The sequence below is a fragment of the Rhodothermus profundi genome, assembly GCF_900142415.1.
Lineage (GTDB): Bacteria > Bacteroidota > Rhodothermia > Rhodothermales > Rhodothermaceae > Rhodothermus > Rhodothermus profundi.
In genome coordinates this window covers 180371-198644 of the sequence record NZ_FRAU01000006.1, presented here as the reverse complement: position 1 = coordinate 198644, position 18274 = coordinate 180371, and the positions used below count along the sequence as shown (strand labels likewise).

Here is an 18274-nt window from a genome sequence, read left to right as displayed (position 1 = left end):
TGCTGCAGCAGAATGCGGCCGTGCTGGCCCGCGGCACGCTCGACGGCCTCCGGGTGCAGGCAACCCCCGTGCGCATCGAGGGCCTGACCCTCACGCAGAAAAGCAGCCTGGCCATGGCCGCCCAGCGCGGCGCCCTGGTGGTCTTCGAACCGCTGGGACTGCAGCAGGGACGGCTGCGCTACTACGACCCCGAAGGCCGGCTGCGCTGGGAGCAGACGCTGCCAATGATGTTTCGGGAGGACGAGGCCTGGGGCACGTGGCTGGCGATCTCGGAGGATGGGCGGCGCGTGGTGTTGTACGAGTGGCGCGGGGAGAGCTGGTCGGCGCGGGCGGTGCTGGACGAGACGGGTCGGGTGCTGGGCGAGTGGATTGCAGAGCTGCACATGGCGCCCAGCGGACGGTATTTCTACGGGGCTTCTCGGTTCAGGTTTTTCGACGCAGAGTTGCGGCCGTTGGCTTTAGGGTTGGAGGAGGCGTTTGGGATCAAGGCGGGGGAGGGGCGTGTGGCGCAGTATCGGGTCTTTCGTGGGGATCGGCTGGTGGCGCTGGTCAAGCCGTCGCGTTCGGAGCCGCTGACGTTGTTCGTGTACGACTTGACGCAGCGCAGGGTGCTGTTCCGCCGGGCGTTGAGCTCGAATTTCCATCTCAAACTTCGAGAAGAAAGAGCCGATTTGCGGGGTTCGACGTTTGTGGTGAGCATTGTTCGCTGGATGCAGCGGGGCGTGTTGCTCTGGATCGTGGATCTGGAGACGGGGCAGGTGCGGGAGCAGGTGATCCGCAGGTTCCATCATCTGCTGTTGTCGGAGGACGGGCGGTTTGTGGTAGTGGGAGATCTGGTGCGAGAGGGCGGAAAAAGTGTGAACTACGTGCGGCTCATTGAGGTGCGGACGGGTCAGGAGCAGGGGCCTTATCGGATTGAGGGAGGGATGAAATATCCGCGGTGGTGTTGGGTGGAAGGCGGGGAGGTTCGGCTGTACGGGTGGCTTCCGGAGCGGGTGCCGGATCGGGAGCTGGTGGTGCTTCGGGGCGGGAAGGTGGTCGGGCACATGTACGGATGGTTTGGGCGGGGGTTGTCGTTCGGATATGTGCCGGTGGGGGTCGCCTCGAAGGCGGTTGTTTTGCAGCAGGTGACGCTTACACGTTGAGCCAGTCTGCTACAACCTCAAGCAAGCGTTTCCGTCATGAAGCGTTTCTGGCTATCCATAGGGGGCCTGCACGTGGCGGTGGTGGTTCTGGGTCAGGTACCAGGTCCCTGGCCGATCAGCAACAGTTATGAGGAGCATGCCGATGTGATCACCAGTGCCTTTGGGCCGCGGAATAATGGAGGGCGCTATCAGATAACACGACGATACCGACTTGAACCAACCCGGCATTTCCTGCCGGGCTCCCGGTCCCGCAGGACGGCTACCGTACCGTCCGTCGCTTTTGTACAGAAAACGCCGCAGCAGATGGCGTCTTACACCTCGGCGCCGATTTCAACAAGGCGAACGCCCTCTAGGCCCATAGCTTCGTAGGTAGCTCCGGCAAACGCAGGGATTGTCTCCGCAATCTCCTGCATGATGTATTTGGGCCCCTTGTAGCGTAGTGGATGGCCCAGCCGCTCGGCCACCTCGGGCAGTATCTCCCAGCTCGGCTTGCAGTCCACCTGGTGTTGTTCATTGTACCAGCGGTCGTAGGGCGTGCCGTGCTGATCCAGGCGGCTTTTGCCGATCTCCCGCATCAGTACCCGGTTGACGGTACGGATTGCTTTAGCGGGACGTACGCGCTGGGCATGCCCGTCGCAGTTCACGTAGGTACCGACGGTTTCGACGACCGTGGCGGCTGGCAGCGCTACGTCGGCTACTGCCAGGGTCTGGTTGGTGGTGTTGTAGTAGTGCAGGATGACCGGAATGTTGGCCAGGGCCTCGGCCGGAAAGAGTCCGGAGCCGACCGGGTCGTCTTCAAGGACGTACACGGCCTGAATCTCACCACTTTCCAGCCGACTCCGCAGGAGTGCTTCATCAACGGGCAGGATGCCCAGCCGCTGGCAGCCCTGAGCGTTGGGTGTGCGATCGTCGGTGCGGAGCCAGCCATCGCCATGGCCGGGTTCGATGTGGGGAATGTACACAGGCGAGTCAGCGCCCAGGGCTTCGGCCAGACGTTTGAGCAGGTAGTTGTCTTCGACGGTGGCATAGGCTGAACCCAGGAACAGGATGCGGCGGCCGTCGATGCCTGCCAGCAATGCCGCTGCATGGTCGTAGGCTTCCTCCCAGCTTACCCGCACCAGACGACCTTCGCGGCGCACCTCGGGGCCGTCCGGACGGTTTTCGTTGAAGCGGTGATACTCGAGCCGGTCTTCGTCGGGTAGCCAGTATTCGTTGACCGCAGCATTGGCCCGGGGCGTGATTTCAACGATCAGGTTGTCCCGCACCCAGTAGTAGCAGTTGGAGCCCTTGGCATTCGTGATGGTGATGGAGGGGGTAGCGCTCATTTCCCAGGGACGCGCCTTGAAACGAGCATCAATGGAGGTCAGGGCTCCTACGGGACATAGATCGATAACATTCATGGAGTACGGGTCATCGAACACCACGCCGGGCGGTGTGATAGGATAGTTGCGGACGCCGCGTTCGATGATGGTGAGCTGGTGGCTTTTGGAGATCTCGTCGGTGAAACGGACGCAGCGTGTGCAGTTAATGCAGCGCTCGGCGTCGAGCATCACGCGGGGGCCCAGCCGTACGCGTTTGGGTTTGTGCACCTTGAGGAACTCGAAGCGAGAGCCCTCGGGCCCGTACTTATAGGCCTGAATCTGGAGCGGGCACTTGCCGGCCTGGTCGCAGATCGGGCAGTCGAGGGGATGGTTGATCAGCAGAAATTCCAGGTTGTCACGCTGGGCGCGCGCGACCTTCTCGCTGGTGCGATGCGTCTTGACGACCATCCCGTCGGCCATATCCAGGGAACAGCTCGTCTGGAGCTTGGGCATGAACTGGATGACGGGCTGGCCGTTTTCGTCCAATTTAGGCTTGCCGGTTTCCCGGTCGATCACCGGCATGCCCACTTCCACCAGGCACTGTCGGCAGTTGGCCGGAATCGACAGCGCTGGATGATAGCAAAAGTGAGGTAGCTCGATGCCGTGGTCCAGGCAAAACTGAAGCAGCTTGGGCCGCCCTTCGAATTCGTAAACAATGCCGTCTATGGTAATCCGGGGCATAGTGCGTTCAGGTTTGGTCGATCAACTGATGGAGCGCCGGACGATAGTCTTTATATACGATCAGGTCATAGGCGTAGTGGTTGAGCAACCGGTAGGCAAACAGGAAAGTGCCCAGCCGGGCATATCGGAAGCCCCAGTACGGGGCGGAAAGCGACAGGAAGGACGTAGGAAAAAGCACGTAATCGGGCAGCGGAATGCGAAAAATGGCTGCCACCAGTAGTAATGCGATGGCCAGAAAGCCGAAGATCATGCCCACCATGGCCCAGATCCGGTAGTGGCGGAGCTGGGCCATGCGCCGTTCGATAAAGTTTGGGTCCAGAAAACGGGGCAATTCATCGGTGCGCATGCGCAGCGCAACTTCCCCGAGGTCAGGCAGAAGCACCCGGGCGGTCTCCTCGAACAGGAGATCGTTCAGCGAAGGCGGGTAGGAGCTCTTCATCGGTCTATTCGGAGGTCGCAGAAGGTGCGACGTCGATGCCTGAAGGAATCAGGCTGGGTTTGCACTTGGCTTCAAACTCTTCCCGAAAACGCAGGATTGTATACCGCACCGGCCAGGCAGCCGCGTCGGCCAGCGCGCAGACCGTGCGGCCTTCCATCTGGTCGCATAGATCCAGGAGCAGGTCGAGGTCACGCAGGCGGCCTTCCCCTTCGTCAATGCGCGTGACGATGTTTTCGAGCCAGCCGGTTCCTTCGCGACAGGGCGTGCATTGACCGCAGCTTTCATGCGCATAAAAGTGCGTTACCCGTCGCAGCCACGACACCATGTCGGTGTCTTCGTCGAGCACGAGCAGGCCCGCGGTTCCCATCATCGAGCCAGCCTCGCGCAGCGATTCTGCATCCATCGTCACGCCGTCGATCATATCGGCCCGCAGGGGCGGCGTAGAACTGCCGCCAGGAATGACGGCCTTAAGCTTTTTGCCGCCTCGAATACCACCGGCCACTTCGTAAATCAGGTCGGTGATCAGCATGCCGGTAGGGTATTCGTAGACACCTGGCCGGTTGACGTGTCCGGAGATGCCATAGAGTACCGGGCCGGGGTGGTTGGGAGCACCGATGGACGCAAACCACTCGCCCCCATTTCGCAGAATAAGCGGTACGTTGGCCAGCGTCTCCACGTTGTTGATCGTGGTGGGATAGCCCCACAGGCCGCGCTGGGCCGGAAATGGTGGCTTAATGCGCGGGTAGGCCCGCTTGCCTTCAATGGATTCCATCAGGCTGGACTCCTCGCCGCAGATGTAGGCGCCGGCACCCTTGTGGATGACAATATCGGCTGAGAAGTCCGTGCCCATAATGTTCTTTCCTACGTAACCCCGGGCGTAGAGCTTTTCCAGCTCCCGCTCCATATGTTCGATCCACCGGGCAAACTCACCGCGCACGTACAGGTAGCACGTGCGCACCGACATTGCATAGCAGGCGATCAGAATCCCCTCGAAGATCTGGTGGGGGTTGAATTCCATGAGCTGGCGGTCTTTGAACGTGCCCGGTTCACTTTCGTCGCCGTTGCAACACAGGAAGCGGGGACGGTCATCTACCGGTGGCATGAAGCTCCACTTCAGACCGGTGGGAAAGCCCGCGCCACCCCGGCCGCGCAGCTTGCTTTTTTTGACCTCCTCGATCACGGTCCGAGGATCCCAGCGGTCGGAGGTAAGCACGTCGCGCAGGGTCTGGTAGCCTCCGTGCGCTTCGTACACTTCCAACCGGTGTAGATCCCGCACGGGCGGGAGCAACACCCGTTTGTAGTTTCGCCAGTCTCCGGCTTTGCTCTGCACTCCGTTAGTGGTCATATGCTTCACAGGTTAAGCGCGAGGGTTGGGAAACAACCGGCCTCTTTCGATAGAAGCTCCAGGTCGGGCCCGGGGAGCGAGCGCGTCGGGTGGAGAAAGCGCCTGCGATGATCCATAGGGTGCGTCTTCGGGAGGGCGGGGAATTTCGAGCACGCGGTCGAAGGACAGCAAGGCACTGGTCCCCTCGACCACCGCGGTTGTTGGATGTGCTGTGACCGTGTCGTCGAAGGGGGCCTCCTCCGCAACCACGTCAGGCGCCGGCTCACTGTCCCGATCCAGCGCCCGGAGCAACTGCACGCGCATATCGAACTGCTGCAGCAGAAAAACGCCTCGGAAGGATTCCTCACCGCGACGGATTGCTGCTGCGTGGCGGGACGAGAAGCTCGTTTTCTGGAGGATGAGGCGGTCGTCAGGGACGAGGAGCCCGATTTCGGCCAGTTTGTCGAAGGCCTTGCGTCTCCAGCAATATGTTCGCACCGCCTCCATCCTGACTTAGCGTGTTTGGCGGGCCACCGGAGGCGTCTGGTACGACTCGACCGCCTCGGCGTCTGAGCGCCGATTGCCCCCCAGTTCGGCTTCGTCCTGGGGGAGCGTCAGCGAAACAAAGGGCGGTAGTTTGCCCTGTTTCAGGTCTTCCAGCAATTGGTCGACCTTCTCAGGCGTCAGGTTGTGGACATACGGTCCATTGGATACCTGTAAAACTGGCGCCGAGCCGCAGGCGCCCAGACATTCGACTTCCTGGAGGGTAAACAGGCCATCCGGTGTGGTTTCGCCCTTATGGATTCCCAGTTTTTCTTCCAGGTAGTGCAGGATGTCGTAACCTCCGCATACCTGGCAGGTAAAGCAAGTGCAGACGTCCAGCACGTACTTTCCTTTCTTTTCTTTGTAGTACTGCGTGTAGAAGGTAGCCACGCCATACACCTGAGCATAGGGAATGCCCAGCTCATCGGCCACCAGTTGCAGTACTTCCGGCGGCAGGAAGCCAAACTTTTCCTGGGCCAGCCAGAGCGTTTTCATCACAGCGCCGGCTGGTTCCAGGTACTGTTCCTTGAAGCGGGCAATTTTTTGCTTTTCCTCTTCCGTAAAGTAAAGCTGGTCGGCAGGAATCTGTGGTTCCGGTTGCAGATCTGGCAGCGGAACCACCGGTTTTTTGACAAAATCAGCCATCGTGGCCTGTAGGTTGCTCGTTTATTTATCAGCTTCGCCCATGACCGGATCAATGGTGCCGATCAAAATCACCATGTCACCGATCATGGCACCTTCCATCATGTATTCGAGGCCCTGTAGGTTGGAGAAGCTGGGCGCCTTGATGCGCACGCGCCACGGCTTGCCGGTGCCGTCCGAAATGATATAGAAGCCCAGTTCGCCCTTCGGAGCTTCAATTGCGTGGTAGCTGTGAGCACCTTTGGGCGGGCAGACGCCCACATCGGTGTACAGGAAGTCATGAATCATCCCCTCCATGGAGTAGTAGACTTCTTCCTTGGAAGGGTAAGCCAGCTTGGCGTTATCGTTGCGGATGGGACCTTCGGGCAGCCGTTCCAGGCACTGGCGGATAATGCGCACGCTTTCTTTCATTTCCTCCATCCGCACGAAGTAGCGGGCCAGGCTATCCCCTTCCGTACGGATCGGGATATTGAAGTCTACCTCGTCGTATTTCAGGTAGGGTTCAAAGCGACGGATGTCATAGTCAACCCCACTTCCGCGCAGGTTGGGTCCTGTGACGCCCAGCTCGATCGCCTCTTCCGCGGTCAGGACGCCGATGCCTTCGTTGCGATCGATCCAGATTTTATTGCGATTGATAATTTTCTCCCAGTCGGCCAGTTCTCTGGGAAACTCTTCGACGAAGCGGCGAATCATGGCGAGGGCAGTCGGCGACAGGTCTGACGCTACGCCCCCGATGCGGCTGTGCGAGACCGTAAAACGAGCGCCACACACCTCGTCGAAGATGCTGTAGATCTCTTCGCGGTACTTAAAGGCCCAGAGGAAGACAGATACGGCGCCGGCGTCCATCAGGCCTACGCCCAGCCAGAGCAGGTGGCTGGAGATGCGGGCCAGTTCACACATGATCATGCGGATCCACTGGGCCCGCTCCGGCACTTCGATGCCGGCTACTTTTTCGACGGCCAGGCACCAGGCCACGTTGTTGGAGTAAGGCGACAGGTAGTCCATGCGGTCGGTGTAGGGCATGAACTCCTGGTAGGTTTTGTGTTCGGCCACTTTTTCCAGGCCCCGGTGCAGGTAGCCCAGGTCGATCACACATTTTTCCATGACCTCGCCGTCGAGCTTCACGATGCACCGGAGCACTCCGTGCGTGGCCGGGTGCTGGGGCCCGATATTAAGAATCATCTCATGTTCGAGCGGATCGGGCTCGCCGTCGCCGCCGGGAGGTCGATGCCGCTCTTCCAGCCACGCATGTTTGGTTTCTAGCCGGCGATAGATGGCCTCGTTGTGGCGGGGCCAGAAGTTGAACAGACCCTGACGGTCAGGTCCTACAAAACTGGGCGCCGTGCTCATGGTTGTGGGTTCGGCTCAGTGCTCAGAGACTTCTTCGTCGGCTGGGGGCTCTTCGTAGCCCGCTGGGGGCGTGTAGCCGTGGGCTCGGGCGAAGGGATCGCGCGTCAGCGGGCCGCCCGGCGTTTGGGCAGGCAGGGGGAGGGAGCCCGGGATGCCCAGCAGCGGAAATTCTTTGCGCAGCGGGTGGTATTCGAAGTCTTCCGGCAGGTACATCCGCCGCAGGTCCGGGTGGCCTTCGAAGCGAATGCCAAACATGTCGTAGCATTCGCGTTCGTTCCAGTTGGCAGCCCGGTAGACGGAGGTCACCGAGGGCACCACCGGGTTTTCTTCGTCCACGCGTACTTTCAGGCGAATGCGCTTGCGGCGCGCAATGGATACCAGATTGTAAAACACCTCAAAGCGTCCCTCCTCGGTGAAGCGGTCGATGCCGCCCAGATCGGCCAGGTAGTTGAAGCCCTGCTTTTCTTTCAGAAAGCGGCATACTTCCACGATTTTGTCGGTGCGGACGCGCACCGTATGCTCGCCGGCATACACGTCCACCGCTTCGATGATGTCGCCAAAGTGCTCTTTCAGGGCTTCGACTACCTCCGGCACATACGTAGTAGCTTTGGCATGGGGATTCAGCTCATCCCCACGGGGTGGATCGACCGGCGTGAAGTGGAATTTCAGCGCTTCGGGTGTTTTTGGGCGGTCGTTTCCGGATAGTTCAGCCATGGCAGCATTCAGGTCGACTTCAGCGGCCGGTGCAGTACGTCGCGCGCCACCGGCTCCTCGCCTTCGGGAGAGAGCACATGCGGGCGTGCAGGCGGAGCAGCCTCGCGCGGCTCTCCGTAGGTGTAATCCTGCGCGACCGAATATTCGTTGCGGATTTTCTCCTGAATATCCATCAGGGCGTGCAGAACCGCCTCCGGGCGGGGAGGGCAGCCGGGAATGTAAACGTCAACCGGTAGGAAGTTGTCGACGCCCTGCACCACCCCATAGCAGCGATGCATTCCGCCTGTTGAGGCGCAAGCACCCATCGCGATGCACCACTTGGGGTCGGGCATCTGGTCCCACACGCGTCGGATGGCATGCGCCATTTTGTAGGTGCACCATCCGGCCACAATCATCAGGTCAGCCTGACGCGGCGAGAACCGCATGGCTTCGCTGCCGAAGCGCGCCACGTCATATTTAGGGCCGGCAAAGGCCATCATTTCGATGGCGCAGCAGGCCAGGCCCATCGGCATGGGCATCAGCGAATTGGAGCGCGCCCAGTTCAGGAGCACGTCCAATCGCGTCGTTAGAAACCCTTCTCGAAGATCTAGCATGGGGCAAATCAGTTAGATTCAATACCTCAGCCCGAACGGGTTAAATGTGCCAGGGCGGGGGCTGTTTCGGGCATGCGGTTAGTCAAATTCCAGGCCGCCTTTCTTGATATCGTACAGCAGCCCGATGGCCAGGATGATTAAAAAGAAGACTACGACGGCCAGCACGCCCAGACCGGCCCCGGCTTCCAGAAAGTCTCGGTAGCTGACGGCCCATGGATACAGGAAAACGATTTCCACGTCAAACACGATGAAGATCATAGCCACCAGATAGAATTTCACCGTGTAGCGCTCGTGGGCCGTCCCTACCGGGTCCATGCCACTTTCATAGGGCATGCGCTTGATAGGGTTAGGGCGATGCGGCCCCAGAATTTCGGCCAGCTTCAGCAGCGAGAAGGCCAGCCCGAGGGCCAGCCCAATCATGATAAACAGCGGAATAAAATCAGTCAGCATGGTCTCTTTTCAGCAGGATACACCTTCAAATATCTCAAAGTACCGCAGCTTCTGGGAATTCGTCAATGTTTGTTAGATTCTTTAAAAAATGGAGCTATTCCAGTCCGACCCGTCGGAAGATTTCGTCCACGTAGCGCAAGTGGTATGCCGGATCAAAGGCTTCGTCGATCTCTTCTGGTGAGAGGTGCCGGGTGATGCCGGGATGTTGGCGGACGATTTCGTAGAAGGGGCGTTCTTCGTCCCAGGCCTGCATGGCGGCGGGCTGCACCAGGTCGTAGGCAGCCTCGCGGCTCAGTCCTTTGTCGATCAGCATCAGCAGCAGGCGCTGGCTGTTGTAAAGTCCGAAGGTCAGCTCCATGTTGCGGCGCATGCGCTGCGGATAGATCCGCAGTGAATCGAGCACGTCAGCGTAGCGGTGCAGCGCGTAGTGCACGAGCGTAGTAGCGTCGGGCAGGATGACGCGCTCGACCGAGGAGTGGGAGATGTCGCGTTCGTGCCAGAGGGCAACGTTTTCGTAAGCGGAGAGCATGTAGCCGCGTAGCAGGCGCGCACACCCCGTGATGTTTTCAGAAGCGATCGGGTTGCGTTTATGGGGCATGGCCGATGAACCCTTCTGCCCCTGGCCAAAGGCTTCTTCTACCTCGCGCACTTCGCTGCGCTGCAGGTGCCGGACTTCAACAGCCAGTTGTTCCAGCGTAGCCCCGATCAGGGCCAGTACCGACAGGTAGTGTGCGTGGCGATCACGCGCTAGCACCTGGGTGGAGATAGGGGCTGGTTTCAGTCCCAGTTTTTCGCAGGTCAGGCGCTCCACTTCGGGAGGAATATGCGCGAACGTGCCCACGGCCCCGGAGAGTTTGCCCACGCGCATTTCTTCGGCAGCGGCCACAAAGCGGGCCCGGTTGCGTTGCATCATGTCATAAAACAATGCCAGCTTGAGCCCGAACGTTGTGGGTTCGGCGTGCACGCCATGGGTGCGCCCCATCATCAGCGTGCGTTTGTGCTCCCGCGCCCGCCGCGCCAGCACCTCTAAGAAGCGATCCAGGGCCTCCAGGATCAGGTCGTTGGCCTGTTTGAGGCGGTAGGACCAGGCCGTGTCCACCACGTCGGATGACGTAAGGCCGTAATGGATCCAGCGACGTTCTTCGCCCAGCGATTCACTGACGGCCCGCGTGAAGGCGACCACGTCGTGCCGCGTGATTTTTTCCAGTTCATGAATGCGCTGGATGTCGAAACGGGCATTCCGGCGCAGCTTCTCTACGTCTTCTTTCGGAATAACCCCAATTTCAGCCCAGGCCTCACAGGCAGCCAGCTCGACGTCGAGCCATGACTGGTACTGGGCTTCTTCGCTCCAGAGCTGCGCCATTTCGGGGCGCGTGTAGCGCGCAATCATAGCCGTTGAGGTTTCCTGCGTGCAACTTTTGGGACGCTGGAAGTTAGGGACAAACGGAGGGGATTCGGACGAAAAAAGTTCAAAGGCTGCTTCGTTTGCTGCGCAGGTATTTGTAGAGGAGGCGGCGAGCCCGGAAGATATGCGCTTTGACGGTGCCCAGGGGCAGGTTCAGTTCCTGAGCGATTTCCTCATATGACTTTTCCTGTTGATGCCGCATCACGATCACGCGCCGGTATTTTTCAGGCAGTGCGTTGATGGCTTCTTGCAGCAGCATGCGACGCTGATCTTCTACGATATGGCGGTCAGGGAAGTAGGTTGTATCGGCCAGTTCGCGTTCCAGCGTGCCTTCTTTGGTATGGATCGGTTCGTCCAGCGACAGGGTCTTGAGCTTTTTGCGACGCAGGTAGTCAATGGCATGGTTGGTAGCGATTTTGTAGAGCCAGGTTGAAAAAGCGTATTCCGTGGAATAGGTAGACAGGGCAGCGAAGGCTTTGATGAAGGTTTCCTGGACGAGATCGTCCAGGTCGCGGGGGTCTCGGACCAGGCGGGCAATGTGGCGGCGAAGGGCTGGACGGTACTTGTCCATTAAGGCCTGATAGGCGGCCTGGTTGCCCTGCAGCGCCTCAGCCACAAAGGCCCGGTCCTGTTCACTGGAGGCTGAAGGAGAAGAAGACATGCGCATCTTGCCAGCTATCCCGGTCCTCTGGGAGGCAAGATAGTAATGATTGATCTTGAAAAAAACAGGCCCGCGCCGATCCCGCGCGGGCCTGGAAAAAGCAACGGCGACAGTTATTTCACGAAGAGGATTTCGCGGTAAGTAGGCATGGGCCAGTAGTCGTGTGGAACGACGCGCTCCAGCCGATCAGCCACTTCGCGCACGGCCTGCATCGCTGGCAGGACATTGTAGCACTTGTGGCGCGCGTTTTCCTCAGGGGTTTTGCCCCGCTTTCGATTGACGGCGATCAGCACATCGAGGCGCTGGCGCAGCTCGTTAATCAGCGCGGCAACTTCTTCGGCCGTTTCACGGGCGCCGACTACGTTCAGGTCCAGGTCCCTGGCTTCGTCGAGCGTCTCGGTTAGCTCGCGCAGGTACCGCAGCGCGGCTGGCAGGATCATGGTGCGTGCGATGTGTTCAGTCGTTTCGGCTTCAATGTTGAGCGTTTTGGTGTACTGGTCGAGCAGGATCTCATAGCGACTTTCCAGCTCCCGCCGATTAAGCACGCCGTGACGTTCAAAGAGCTGGACGTTCTTTTCGTCGAGCAGATGCTCCAGGGCTTCCACCGTGTTGCGCAAGTTGAGCAGCCCGCGTCGCTCGGCTTCGGCGTGCCATTCAGGGGCGTAGTTGTCCCCGTTAAAGATGATGGGCTTCGCTTCCCGGATAACGGTGCGGAGCACGTCGGCCACAGCCTCTTCGAAAGCCCGCTTCGTGCGCCGACCCTGCGCTTTCAGTTTTTCCTCAAGCATCGTGGCCATGTCGTCGAGCGCATCGGCCACGATGGTGTTGAGCACGGTGTTCGGGAACGAAATCGACTGGGAGGCGCCGACCGCGCGAAACTCAAACTTGTTGCCGGTAAAAGCAAATGGAGAGGTGCGGTTACGGTCGCCGGCATGGCGTGGGAGTGGCGGCAACACCGGCACGCCCAGGCCCAGCAGCCCTCCCTGTTTGCTGCCGCGAACACCCCCCTGTTCGAGCTGATGGAAGATATCTTCAAGCTGTTCCCCGAGAAAGACGCTCATGATAGCCGGAGGCGCTTCGTTGGCGCCCAGCCGATGGTCGTTCCCGGCTGTGGCCACAGAGATGCGCAGTAGGTCTTGATGTTTATGGACGGCCCGTACGACGGCGGCGCAGAAGAACAGGAACTGCATGTTGTCGTGCGGATTATCGCCCGGGTCAAGCAGATTCATGCCCGTATCGGTGGCCATTGACCAGTTGTTATGCTTGCCGGACCCATTGACCCCGGCAAAGGGCTTTTCGTGCAACAGGCAGACCAGTCCGTAGCGCCGCGCCACGTTCTTCAGCGTTTGCATGATGAGCTGCTGATGATCGGCTGCCAGGTTGGCATTTTCAAAGAGGGGAGCAATTTCGTACTGACTCGGTGCGACTTCGTTATGGCGCGTTTTGATGGGCACGCCCAGTTTATAGAGTTCTTTTTCCACCTCCAGCATGAAGGCCAGCACCCGCTCCGGAATGGAGCCAAAGTAGTGGTCCTCCATTTCCTGCCCGCGGGGTGGTTTCGCGCCGAAGAGCGTGCGTCCACAGGTGATCAGGTCGGGGCGGCGGTAATAAAATTCTTCGTCGATCAGGAAATACTCCTGTTCGCTTCCCACTGTAGGATAGACTTTCTGAACGTTTTTCACACCGAAAAGCCGGAGCACGCGGCGCGCCTGTCGGTCGAGCGCGTGCATGGAGCGCAACAGCGGAATTTTGTGGTCAAGCGCTTCGCCGGTCCATGAGGCGAAGGCGGTCGGGATGGCCAGGTAGGCGCCATTGGGGTTTTCCATGATAAAGGCGGGCGAGGTGGGATCCCAGGCCGTGTAACCCCGGGCCTCAAACGTAGCGCGCAGGCCGCCGCTGGGAAAGCTGGAAGCGTCGGGTTCGCCCTGGATCAGATCACGCCCCGAAAACACGGCCATGGCTCCGCCCCCTTTATTGGGCGTAATGAAGCTTTCGTGCTTTTCAGCGGTCATGCCGGTCAGGGGCTGGAACCAGTGCGTGAAGTGCGTGGCGCCCTTTTCAATGGCCCATTCTTTCATGGCCAGGGCCACCGTGTCGGCTATTTCCGGCGAGAGGGGCTCTCCTTTCTCAATGGTAGCCAGCAGACTTTCGTAACCCTTCCGAGGCAGCCGGTTTTTCATTTCCTCCAGCGAGAAGACGTTCTCGCCGAAGATGCGCTCAATGTCCATGGGCTGCGATTGCTGGGGGCGCGACCCGTTGAGCGCCTGGCGCGTTTTGGTCGCCGCCAGCACATTGTAGTCGAGCAATAGTTTGTTCATGGCAGTAGATCAGTTTGCGGGCGTAGGTCAGGGCATTTCAAAGGCTTCGACGGGGACCAGTTCGGTGGGCACCACGGGAAGACGGCGCGTTTCCTTGAAGGTGCTCAGCACAATGCTGGTGATGGTGCCGTGCACGCCGGGCCACGACTGAATGCGCGAAAGCAGGCGTTCTAGCGTTGTGGTGTTGCGCGTGCGCACCTTCAGAATGTGCGAGCCTTCTCCGGTGATTGAATGCACCTCCAGCACTTCGTCCAGCGCGCAGGCGCGACGGATGAACTCCGGATAGTGCTCCGAGCCGTCTACGATCACGCGAATGAAGGCCGTGATATCGAAATGCAGGCGCTTATGGTCCAGCACCGCATGGTAGCCCGTAATGACCCCGCGTTCTTCCAGCTTGCGCATGCGCTCGCTGACGGAAGGGACCGACAGGCCAACTTCTTCCGCAATGCGGTTGCGTTTCATGCGCCCGTGCTCCTGGAGGAGCTCCAGGATGCGGACATCGATTTCATCGATACGTTCTACCGCGCTCATGGCTCAATTGATACAGGTTAAAAGACAAGTTGATGAAATAAGTTTGTCCTTTGTTTTACTTGCCTGAAAAATTATGTTGAATGAAAGGGGTTCCGGTGTGTTGGAAGAAAAAATGAAGCATTTGAGGCAACGGCCAGAGCGGTGCTTAAAAATTTAGAAAGTGCGCAAGACGGGATCCTGAAGCCCGCCTTGGCGGTTGCTTTCCGCGGCAGAAGGGGCCCGTAGCTCAGCGGTTAGAGCAGCGGACTCATAATCCGACGGTCGCAGGTTCGAATCCTGCCGGGCCCACCGGTAACCCCAGAACAGCAAAGCCCCCGGCCCGGGGGCTTTGCTGTAAAGGACGGAAGCCGATCAGGATTTAGCGGTTGCCTGCAGTTTCTTGAGCATTTCGTACACCTCGTGGTCGTGGCGCGCCGGATCAACCTCTTCGAAAATGTGGGCTATGCGTCCCTCCGGATCGATCAAAAACGTAACGCGTCTGGCATACAGCCCGCCGATGCCCAGCACGCCATACGCTCTTGCAATCTTCTTGTCATCGTCACTGATCAGGTCGAAAGGAAGCTTGTACTTGGCTTTGAATCGTTCCTGGGTTTCAAGATTGTCCAGACTGACGCCCAGAATAATAGCATCCAGTGATTGGATTTGCTCGTAGGCGTCTCGTAACGTGCAGGCTTCGGCTGTGCATCCCGGCGTGAACGACTTGGGATAGAAGTAGAGCACGACCCATTGACCACGCAGGTCGCTTAAGCGAATCGTTTTACCGCCCGTCGCCTGGGCCTCGAATTCGGGTGCCGGATCCCCGACTTTGGGGCGATCGGCTTTGCTCCAACCAAAAAACAGCAGCATGCTCAGCAATACAGGTGTCATGGTGATCAGGAAAAGATTGGGTAGCGTGTTTGGGAAAAAAGCTTTTGAGCGGCCGGAGTTTCCGGCTAGCCCCAATATAAAATCAGGGACACAGCATATGCTATGCCCCTGGGAAGGACCTGGTTGCGAAATTTAGGATTAGAACTGATTAACATGTGCGCGTTGGTCCTGCAATACGCGGATCAGCTCGACGCGAGCCAGTTGCTCCTGTCTTCGGGAGCCATTGCTATGCAGGTGAGCTATAGCAGCGGGGGTGCCGATGCTGATTAAGGCAGCTCGGGCCAACGTCCGGTTCACTTCCGTGGGCGCCTGCTGGTAGGCCGCGACAACCGCCTGAAACAGGTAATCCATGGGAAGCTGTTCGCGGTAAAAAACGGTGAGAAAGATCAAGTTCTCAAGGCCGATTTGCTGAATTTCTGCATCGTCGCTGCCAACGTTTGCCGCTGCCTGTAACGCTACGCGATGCCACCAGTCGGCATCGTTGTCTGAGAAGCGGTCTTGCGCAACAACTGTTGCGGTTAGCATCAACGAGCCGATCAGCAGCATCAGCACGCGTCCCGATAAACGTCCACACATAACACGTCTCCGTTTAGTGAGTAGAAAAAGTCCGGAGACCCACTGCACGAGCTGGATCTTTAAAAGCCTACGGACACCGAGAAGAGAAGTTGCCGTTTGAAGCAGCATCAGAAAAATAAAAGAGTTGTTCGAGGCCTGCGCGGTCTGTGCCATGCACAGACCGCGCAGCTTTGTTGTTTATCTAACGTTGGGAAAAGGGCGAAACGCCAGGGATGTGCTGGCCAAAAAAATGCGTTAAATTGTCGCAGAGCGCAATCGTACGAAACAGCTGGCGTGGCCGATCTGAATATTCTGGCAACTGAGGTGCGCTACTTGGCTGGCGTTGGGCCGCGTCGGGCCGCGGCGCTAGCCCAGGTGGACGTTCATACGGTGCGTGACCTGCTGCACTACTTTCCGCGGCGATACCTGGACCGCTCGACGATCGTGCCGCTGCGGCGACTGGATGAGCGCATGGGCGCAGTAACGGTGGTGGGGACGGTGCGCGCAGCAGGGATTGTCGAAGGAAAAGGCCGCAAGCGGTTTGAACTGGTTCTGGAAGACGAAAGCGGCGGCCGGCTAAAGTGCGTCTGGTTTAACCGCCTGGGATGGGTTTCAAAGGCGTTCAAGCCCGGCGACCGGGTGGCCTTTCACGGCAAGGTGCAGCGCTTCGGGTATACGTTGTCAATGACGCATCCGGACTTTGACCGGCTCGACGGGGAGGGAGCAGCGCTGGCAACGGGCCGCATCATTGCGCTCTATCCAGGCGGGGCAGCCCTTGAGAAGGTCGGCCTGACCAGCCGAACGTTCCGACGCATCCTGTACACGTTCTTCAAACAGCATGGTCTGAAGCTTCCGGAGATTCTGCCGGAGTGGATTCGCACCCGCTACGACTTAATCGATGGGCGCGTGGCGCTGCGTGCTGTGCACTTTCCGCGCAGCCAGACCGAACTGGCGCGCGCGCGTGAACGACTCAAGTTTGAAGAGCTTTTCTTTATTCAGCTCATGCTGGCCCGCACAAAGCAGATCCGGCAGGCAGTGGCCGGACCGCGCTTTGGCCCACCGGGCGAGCGCTTCCATCGCTTTCTGAACGAAGTGCTGCCCTTCGAGCTGACCGGCGCGCAAAAGCGAGCCCTTGAGGATATCCTCCGCGACACCATGTCAGGCCTCCAGATGAACCGGCTCATCCAGGGCGACGTGGGCAGCGGCAAGACCGTGGTAGCCATGGCAGCCATTCTGCATGCCGTGGACAATGGCTACCAGAGTGCGTTTATGGTGCCTACCGAGATCCTGGCCGAACAGCACTACGCGAATATGCGCCGCTACCTGGATCCGCTGGGAGTCGAGGTGCGGCTGCTGCTCGGCGGCCAGCGCAAGTCGCTTCGGGAAGAAATCCTGGCCGATCTGGCTGAAGGGCGTGCCCATGTGGCCGTGGGCACGCATGCGGTGATTCAGGAAAGCGTGCAGTTTCAGCGGCTGGGCCTGGCCATTGTGGACGAGCAGCACCGCTTTGGCGTGGTGCAACGGGCTGAACTGTTCAGCAAAGGCGAAAATCCGCACATGCTGCTCATGACGGCCACGCCGATCCCGCGCTCCCTGGCCATGACGCTCTACGGCGATCTGGACGTGTCGATTATCGACGAACGGCCGTCCGGTCGCAAACCGGTGATTACCTGGATCCGCTCCGAAAAACGGCGAGGCGAAGTGTATGCTTTTCTGAAGGAGCAGCTCCGGCAAGGACGCCAGGCCTACGTGGTCTATCCGCTGGTCGAGGAAAGTGAAAAGATGGACCTGCAGGATGCAGAAAATGGCTACCGGCGACTCAAGGAGCTATTTCGCCCCTATCGGGTGGACCTGATCCACGGCCGCATGCTCCCCTACGAGAAGGAAGAGGCCATGGAACGCTTCAAAAATGGCGAGACGGACATCCTGGTAGCTACCACGGTGATTGAGGTAGGGGTGGACGTGCCCAATGCAACCGTCATGATCATTGAACATGCCGAACGCTTCGGGCTCAGCCAGCTCCATCAGCTTAGGGGACGCGTCGGACGCGGCGCCGAGCAGAGCTACTGCATTCTGATGGTGGACCACCGACGTACGGCCGAAGCGGAAACGCGCCTGCAGGTGATGGCCGAGACAGACGATGGCTTCAAGATTAGTGAAATGGATCTGAAGCTCCGGGGCGCTGGAGACTTCTTCGGCACGCGCCAGAGTGGGCTGCCAGACCTGAAAATTGCCGACATCACGCAGGACCAGCCTATTCTGGTTAAAGCACGCGAGGCCGCCTTTGAACTGATCCGCCGCGATCCAAAGCTGGAAGCGCCCGAGCACGCCACTCTTCGCGCCTACTACAACCGCTTCTACGCCACGCAGTCACTGGGATTCGCCCGGGTGGGCTAGTCGGAGCGGATGCGCATGAGGCCTTCCTGGACGACGGTGGCCACGAGCGTGCCGTCGCGCCGGAAAAACAGCCCGCGGTTCAGCCCGCGCGCACGGGCGGCCACCGGACTTTCCATGGCAAACAGCAGCCACTTGTCGGCGCATGGTAGCATTGGAGGCTGTCGCATTTGCTCAAGTAAGCCTCCATGCCAATGTTGGAAGCAGAGGCATGGGAAGGGCCTGGTTGAACAAGCAGCAATGGGGCGACATTTAGGTATTGACCGAGAGGAATTTCTTTCTTACACAGGTCTAGAAGCCT

At 59.3% G+C, this 18274-nt stretch carries 18 protein-coding genes and 1 tRNA gene; 3 read left to right on the top strand and 16 right to left on the bottom strand.

The annotated features are described in order from the left end of the window. Positions 1-1145 (top strand): hypothetical protein (locus BUA15_RS13745; protein ID WP_178139410.1); only part of this gene is annotated, 1145 nt, incomplete at its 5' end. A 311-nt stretch (positions 1146-1456) separates the two neighbouring features. On the opposite strand, the gene BUA15_RS10220 is transcribed toward BUA15_RS13745, so the two are convergent. The 13 genes from BUA15_RS10220 to BUA15_RS10160 all read right to left on the bottom strand — a co-directional run bounded on the left by BUA15_RS10220 (position 1457) and on the right by BUA15_RS10160 (position 14157). Beyond that, positions 1457-3187: an NADH-quinone oxidoreductase subunit G gene (locus tag BUA15_RS10220; protein ID WP_072715892.1), complete on the bottom strand. Its 1731-nt coding sequence runs from the start codon at positions 3185-3187 to the stop codon at positions 1457-1459. Between the two features lie 7 nt (positions 3188-3194). Then, positions 3195-3626: a hypothetical protein gene (locus BUA15_RS10215; protein WP_072715891.1), complete on the bottom strand. Its 432-nt coding sequence runs from the start codon at positions 3624-3626 to the stop codon at positions 3195-3197. 4 nt (positions 3627-3630) lie between these two features. After that, complete coding sequence (gene nuoF / locus BUA15_RS10210; RefSeq protein WP_072715890.1) at positions 3631-4971, bottom strand: NADH-quinone oxidoreductase subunit NuoF; 1341 nt, start codon at positions 4969-4971, stop codon at positions 3631-3633. A 12-nt stretch (positions 4972-4983) separates the two neighbouring features. Further along, a complete protein-coding gene (locus tag BUA15_RS10205) occupies positions 4984-5457 on the bottom strand; it encodes a hypothetical protein (RefSeq protein WP_072715889.1) in 474 nt (157 codons plus the stop codon). A 6-nt stretch (positions 5458-5463) separates the two neighbouring features. Next, positions 5464-6138, bottom strand: a complete 675-nt coding sequence (locus BUA15_RS10200; protein WP_072715888.1) for an NADH-quinone oxidoreductase subunit NuoE family protein — start codon at positions 6136-6138, stop codon at positions 5464-5466. A 21-nt stretch (positions 6139-6159) separates the two neighbouring features. Beyond that, on the bottom strand, positions 6160-7485 hold the full coding sequence (gene nuoD / locus BUA15_RS10195; protein ID WP_072715887.1) for an NADH dehydrogenase (quinone) subunit D: 1326 nt from the start codon (positions 7483-7485) through the stop codon (positions 6160-6162). A gap of 15 nt (positions 7486-7500) precedes the next feature. Further along, positions 7501-8199 carry an NADH-quinone oxidoreductase subunit C gene (locus BUA15_RS10190; RefSeq protein WP_072715886.1) on the bottom strand — a complete coding sequence of 233 codons (699 nt, stop codon included), beginning with the start codon at positions 8197-8199 and terminating at the stop codon, positions 7501-7503. An 8-nt stretch (positions 8200-8207) separates the two neighbouring features. Then, positions 8208-8792, bottom strand: a complete 585-nt coding sequence (locus BUA15_RS10185; protein ID WP_072715885.1) for an NADH-quinone oxidoreductase subunit B — start codon at positions 8790-8792, stop codon at positions 8208-8210. 78 nt (positions 8793-8870) lie between these two features. Further along, positions 8871-9242 (bottom strand): NADH-quinone oxidoreductase subunit A, encoded by a 372-nt coding sequence (locus tag BUA15_RS10180; protein ID WP_072715884.1) that lies wholly within the window; start codon positions 9240-9242, stop codon positions 8871-8873. A gap of 94 nt (positions 9243-9336) precedes the next feature. Continuing rightward, positions 9337-10632 (bottom strand): adenylosuccinate lyase, encoded by a 1296-nt coding sequence (gene purB, locus BUA15_RS10175; RefSeq protein ID WP_072715883.1) that lies wholly within the window; start codon positions 10630-10632, stop codon positions 9337-9339. Between the two features lie 79 nt (positions 10633-10711). Next, entirely contained in the window at positions 10712-11308 is a 597-nt protein-coding gene (locus BUA15_RS10170; protein WP_072715882.1) for an RNA polymerase sigma factor, read from the bottom strand. A 113-nt stretch (positions 11309-11421) separates the two neighbouring features. Beyond that, the gene (locus tag BUA15_RS10165; RefSeq protein ID WP_072715881.1) at positions 11422-13626 is read right to left on the bottom strand and encodes a glutamine synthetase III family protein; all 2205 of its coding nucleotides are present in this window, start codon (positions 13624-13626) and stop codon (positions 11422-11424) included. A gap of 27 nt (positions 13627-13653) precedes the next feature. Next, entirely contained in the window at positions 13654-14157 is a 504-nt protein-coding gene (locus BUA15_RS10160) for an Lrp/AsnC family transcriptional regulator (protein ID WP_072715880.1), read from the bottom strand. A gap of 215 nt (positions 14158-14372) precedes the next feature. On the opposite strand from BUA15_RS10160, the gene BUA15_RS10155 reads away from it, so the two are divergent. After that, positions 14373-14445 (top strand) — tRNA-Ile (locus BUA15_RS10155). Between the two features lie 63 nt (positions 14446-14508). Here BUA15_RS10155 and BUA15_RS10150 read toward each other — a convergent pair. Next, positions 14509-15024, bottom strand: coding sequence for a peroxiredoxin (locus tag BUA15_RS10150; RefSeq protein WP_072715879.1), 516 nt, complete (start codon positions 15022-15024; stop codon positions 14509-14511). A 138-nt stretch (positions 15025-15162) separates the two neighbouring features. Next, on the bottom strand, positions 15163-15600 hold the full coding sequence (locus BUA15_RS10145) for a hypothetical protein (protein WP_072715878.1): 438 nt from the start codon (positions 15598-15600) through the stop codon (positions 15163-15165). Positions 15601-15696: 96 nt separating this feature from the next. Here BUA15_RS10145 and recG point away from each other — a divergent pair, with 96 nt between their 5' ends. Then, positions 15697-17976 carry an ATP-dependent DNA helicase RecG gene (gene recG / locus BUA15_RS10140; protein WP_245772011.1) on the top strand — a complete coding sequence of 760 codons (2280 nt, stop codon included), beginning with the start codon at positions 15697-15699 and terminating at the stop codon, positions 17974-17976. Here the strand turns inward: recG and BUA15_RS10135 are convergent. Next, positions 17973-18143: an acyl-CoA thioesterase gene (locus BUA15_RS10135; protein ID WP_084660577.1), complete on the bottom strand. Its 171-nt coding sequence runs from the start codon at positions 18141-18143 to the stop codon at positions 17973-17975. The two genes, recG and BUA15_RS10135, sit on opposite strands and share 4 nt — an antisense overlap. Positions 18144-18274: the final 131 nt, after the last annotated feature.

Bases quoted from the DNA above. Each gene is read 5' to 3' on its own strand.
- BUA15_RS10165 (WP_072715881.1), bottom strand. From the start codon at position 13,626: ATGAACAAACTATTGCTCGACTACAATGTGCTGGCGGCGACCAAAACG.
- BUA15_RS10170 (WP_072715882.1), bottom strand. From the start codon at position 11,308: ATGTCTTCTTCTCCTTCAGCCTCCAGTGAACAGGACCGGGCCTTTGTG.
- BUA15_RS10215 (WP_072715891.1), bottom strand. From the start codon at position 3,626: ATGAAGAGCTCCTACCCGCCTTCGCTGAACGATCTCCTGTTCGAGGAG.
- BUA15_RS10200 (WP_072715888.1), bottom strand. From the start codon at position 6,138: ATGGCTGATTTTGTCAAAAAACCGGTGGTTCCGCTGCCAGATCTGCAA.
- BUA15_RS10145 (WP_072715878.1), bottom strand. From the start codon at position 15,600: ATGTGTGGACGTTTATCGGGACGCGTGCTGATGCTGCTGATCGGCTCG.
- purB (WP_072715883.1), bottom strand. From the start codon at position 10,632: ATGATTGCGCGCTACACGCGCCCCGAAATGGCGCAGCTCTGGAGCGAA.
- BUA15_RS10135 (WP_084660577.1), bottom strand. From the start codon at position 18,143: ATGCGACAGCCTCCAATGCTACCATGCGCCGACAAGTGGCTGCTGTTT.
- BUA15_RS10205 (WP_072715889.1), bottom strand. From the start codon at position 5,457: ATGGAGGCGGTGCGAACATATTGCTGGAGACGCAAGGCCTTCGACAAA.
- nuoD (WP_072715887.1), bottom strand. From the start codon at position 7,485: ATGAGCACGGCGCCCAGTTTTGTAGGACCTGACCGTCAGGGTCTGTTC.
- BUA15_RS10190 (WP_072715886.1), bottom strand. From the start codon at position 8,199: ATGGCTGAACTATCCGGAAACGACCGCCCAAAAACACCCGAAGCGCTG.
- BUA15_RS10220 (WP_072715892.1), bottom strand. From the start codon at position 3,187: ATGCCCCGGATTACCATAGACGGCATTGTTTACGAATTCGAAGGGCGG.
- BUA15_RS10185 (WP_072715885.1), bottom strand. From the start codon at position 8,792: ATGCTAGATCTTCGAGAAGGGTTTCTAACGACGCGATTGGACGTGCTC.
- BUA15_RS10150 (WP_072715879.1), bottom strand. From the start codon at position 15,024: ATGACACCTGTATTGCTGAGCATGCTGCTGTTTTTTGGTTGGAGCAAA.
- nuoF (WP_072715890.1), bottom strand. From the start codon at position 4,971: ATGACCACTAACGGAGTGCAGAGCAAAGCCGGAGACTGGCGAAACTAC.
- BUA15_RS10180 (WP_072715884.1), bottom strand. From the start codon at position 9,242: ATGCTGACTGATTTTATTCCGCTGTTTATCATGATTGGGCTGGCCCTC.
- BUA15_RS10160 (WP_072715880.1), bottom strand. From the start codon at position 14,157: ATGAGCGCGGTAGAACGTATCGATGAAATCGATGTCCGCATCCTGGAG.